The organism is Streptomyces sp. NPDC059456, assembly GCF_042750055.1.
Taxonomy (GTDB): Bacteria; Actinomycetota; Actinomycetes; order Streptomycetales; family Streptomycetaceae; genus Streptomyces.
The window spans coordinates 1-2870 of the sequence record NZ_JBHYVA010000897.1; the positions used below are offsets into that span (position 1 = coordinate 1).

The 2870-nt window shown below is 74.5% G+C and carries 4 protein-coding genes; all 4 read right to left on the bottom strand.

Going from position 1 to position 2870, the window contains the following annotated elements; genetic code table 11:
* Nucleotides 1-363, bottom strand: a 363-nt coding sequence (locus ACFXA3_RS40215) for a rhodanese-like domain-containing protein (protein WP_385196025.1), incomplete at its 3' end; no start/stop codon positions are given.
* Nucleotides 360-935 (bottom strand): cysteine dioxygenase, encoded by a 576-nt coding sequence (locus ACFXA3_RS40220; protein ID WP_385196027.1) that lies wholly within the window; start codon nucleotides 933-935, stop codon nucleotides 360-362. The genes ACFXA3_RS40215 and ACFXA3_RS40220, both read right to left, overlap by 4 nt.
* Before the next feature lie 64 nt (nucleotides 936-999).
* Nucleotides 1000-1086, bottom strand: coding sequence for a putative leader peptide (locus tag ACFXA3_RS40225; RefSeq protein WP_311318651.1), 87 nt, complete (start codon nucleotides 1084-1086; stop codon nucleotides 1000-1002).
* 33 nt (nucleotides 1087-1119) lie between these two features.
* Nucleotides 1120-2700, bottom strand: a complete 1581-nt coding sequence (locus ACFXA3_RS40230) for an FAD-dependent monooxygenase (RefSeq protein WP_385196029.1) — start codon at nucleotides 2698-2700, stop codon at nucleotides 1120-1122.
* Nucleotides 2701-2870 lie beyond the last annotated feature (170 nt).

The window sequence follows — 2870 nt, forward strand, 5'->3', positions numbered from 1 at the left end:
CTTCCAGGCCTGGAAGCCGCCGGTCAGGTCCGTGGCCCGGTGCAGGCCCAGCGCGTGCAGGGAGGCCGCTGCGAGGGAGGAGGCGTAGCCCTCGTTGCAGATCACCACCACCCGCAGGTCGTGCGAGGTTGCCTCGGGGGCGCGGTGCGAGCCCTGCGGGTCCAGGCGCCACTCCAGTTCGTTGCGCTCGACCACCAGCGCACCCGGGATCAGGCCGTCGCGGTCGCGCAGCGCCTGGTACCGGATGTCCACGAGCAGGGCGTCGCCCGCCCGGAACGCCGCGTACGCCTGCGCCGGATCGATGCGGGTGTACGCCGAGCGGACCCGTTCCAGCAGGGCGTCGATGCCGACGGGCGCGCTCACTGCCAGTCCGCCGGACGCTCGACCTGCTCCAGCGTGAGCACCCGGCCGGTGCGGCTGTAGCGGCGGATCAGGGGCAGCGGCGGGTAGTACGCGTGCACCGAGACGGCGTGCTCCGCCGCCGATTCGTTGAGCACCTCGTGGACGTGGTGCTCGCCGAAGGCCCGGCCCGTTCCCGGGCCCAGGCTGCGGCTGCGGTCCAGATCGGGGGCGAGTTCCAGGCTCCGCCAGCCCTCGGAGGGGAGCCGGACCGCCAGCGAGTGCTCCCTGAGCCGGCCGCGGGCGGTGACGAACGCACCCTGCGACTCGGCGTGGTCGTGCCAGCCGGTCCCGCTGCCCGGCGGCCAGCCGATCACCCAGGCCTCGCTGCCGCCCGGCCCGTCGAGCCGGATCCAGGTGCGGCCCTCGGGGTCGAGGGGGAGGGAGTCGATGACCGCCGGATCGGCGGCGGTGCGCAGGGCGAAGTCGAGGAGTTCCGCGGCCGTCACCGCGGTGGAGCGTGCGGGGGCGTGCGCGGGGGCGTGCAGAGGTGCGGGGGGCGCAGTGGATGCACTGGGTGCAAGGGGCGCAGACATGGGGGCGTGACCGTCCTGAAGGTTCGCGAAAGTGCGCGCCGAGCGCGCGGGGGGAAAGGGCGAATCAGCAGGAAGGGCGACACACGCAGCCCGCGTAGCGGAGCAGGTCCATATGGACCCTCCGCCACAGGCGTACGTCGTTGCCGGTCATGTCCGCGAGTGAAGCACGAAGGCCTCGGACCGGTCAATCGATCACGGCCGGCTGTGTGGCGGAGGACTCGTCGAGCGGCGCGGGCGCCCCCCACCGGACGGTGTCCGCCGCCTCGTACAGCTCCGAGGGGCGCACGCCGGCGAAGGTCGCCGCCAGGTGCCCGTCCGGCCGGACCAGGAGCACGGTGTGCGCCTGCGCCCCCGGGTAGCCGTCCGCGACCAGCAGTTCGGTGCGGACCGGGAGGGCGCTCACCGCCGCAGCCAGCCGCGGCATCAGACCGGCGCTCAGCCAGTGCCGCCGGTCCCAGACCCCGGTGCCCGGGGCGACGAGCACCACCAGCAGGCGGCCCCGCCCCAGCAGGTCGCGCAGCGGCACCGTCGCCCCGTCGGGCGCGGTGACGGGAATGTTGGCGACCTGACCGCCCGGCTCCGTGCCGGTGGGCACCTCGCGCACGGCCACCGGAGGGGCGTACGTCGGCGCCGCACCCAGCGGTCCCCGTCCCAAGTGGCCGTCGGTCAGCAGCAGTTCACCGGAGCGGGTCGCGCCGGGCAGGTACGTCCGCAGCCCGCCGCCCCCGCGCAGCACGGGCATCGCCTGGTCGGCGGCGCGCAGCCGGGCCGCGACCGCCGTGCGGCGCTCGTCCTCGTAGCTGTCGAGCAGGGCCTCGGAAGCACCCTGGTGCCAGGCCAGGGACAGCTTCCAGGCGAGGTTCTCGGCGTCCCGCAGCCCCTCGTCGACCCCCTGCGTGCCGAGCGCGCCCAGCAGGTGGGCGGCGTCCCCGGCGAGGAAGGCACGGCGGTCGCGCCAGCGCCGGGCGAGCCGGTGGTGCAGCGTGTGCACCCCGGTGTCGAGCAGGTCGTACGGGGGAGTGGTGCCCCCGCACCACGCGGCCAGGGTGTCCCGGATCAGGGTGACGAGCGCGTCGGGGGTGACCAGCTCCCCGCGGCCCGGGAGCAGCCAGTCCAGCCGCCACACCCCGTCGGGCAGCGGCCGGGCGGTGGTCTCCTGCGGCGGGTCGCGGTACAGCAGGGCCTCGCCGGGCCAGGGCAGTTCGGTGCGCAGGGCGGCCACGGCGTGCCGCTCGACGGCCGTACGGCCCGGGAAGCGGATGCCGAGCAGCTTGCGCACCGTGGAGCGGGCTCCGTCGCAGCCGACCAGGTAGCTCCCCCGCCACCAGGTGGTCTCGGCGCCCCGGGTGTGCGCGGTGACCCCGTCGTCGTCCTGTTCCAGCGAGTCCAGCTTGCTGTCGGTGACCATCTGGACCAGCGGATGTGCGGCCGCGGCGTCGCGCAGCCCGCGCGAGAGGGCGTGCTGCGGCAGGTGCAGGGGGGCCTGGCGGTCCTCGAAGGTGATGCGCCGGGCGTCGTCGGCACGGCTGCGGCGCCGCATGGTGCGCCAGGCGGCGAACAGCGCCCCCTCATCGCGCAGTGTCGTGCACCCCAGCCGGTGGACCATGGCCGAGGTGTCCTCGTGCAGGACGACCGTACGGGCTGGTCGGGGCAGGTCCTTGCCCGGTCCCTCGTCGAGCACGACGCAGGGCACGCCCGAGCCTGCCAGGGCCAGGGCCAGTGACAGTCCGACCGGCCCCGCGCCGACGACGATCACCGGGTCCATGATGCGGCTCCCGATGTCCGGTATGTGATCACAGAACGTATGCAACCCACTGGAGGTGCCTGCGTCAAGTGACACCCGGCCCCGCCAACGCCGTGTGGTGGGGGGGGGGGTTTTCGCCGCCCCCCCCGAGGAGCAACAGAGTATATAACCGAGCTCACGCAGACTAATAA

What these genes read in the sequence shown, in the direction of transcription:
- ACFXA3_RS40225 (WP_311318651.1), bottom strand. Translation starts at nt 1,086, where the DNA reads ATGACCGGCAACGACGTACGCCTGTGGCGGAGGGTCCATATGGACCTG.
- ACFXA3_RS40230 (WP_385196029.1), bottom strand. Translation starts at nt 2,700, where the DNA reads ATGGACCCGGTGATCGTCGTCGGCGCGGGGCCGGTCGGACTGTCACTG.
- ACFXA3_RS40220 (WP_385196027.1), bottom strand. Translation starts at nt 935, where the DNA reads ATGTCTGCGCCCCTTGCACCCAGTGCATCCACTGCGCCCCCCGCACCT.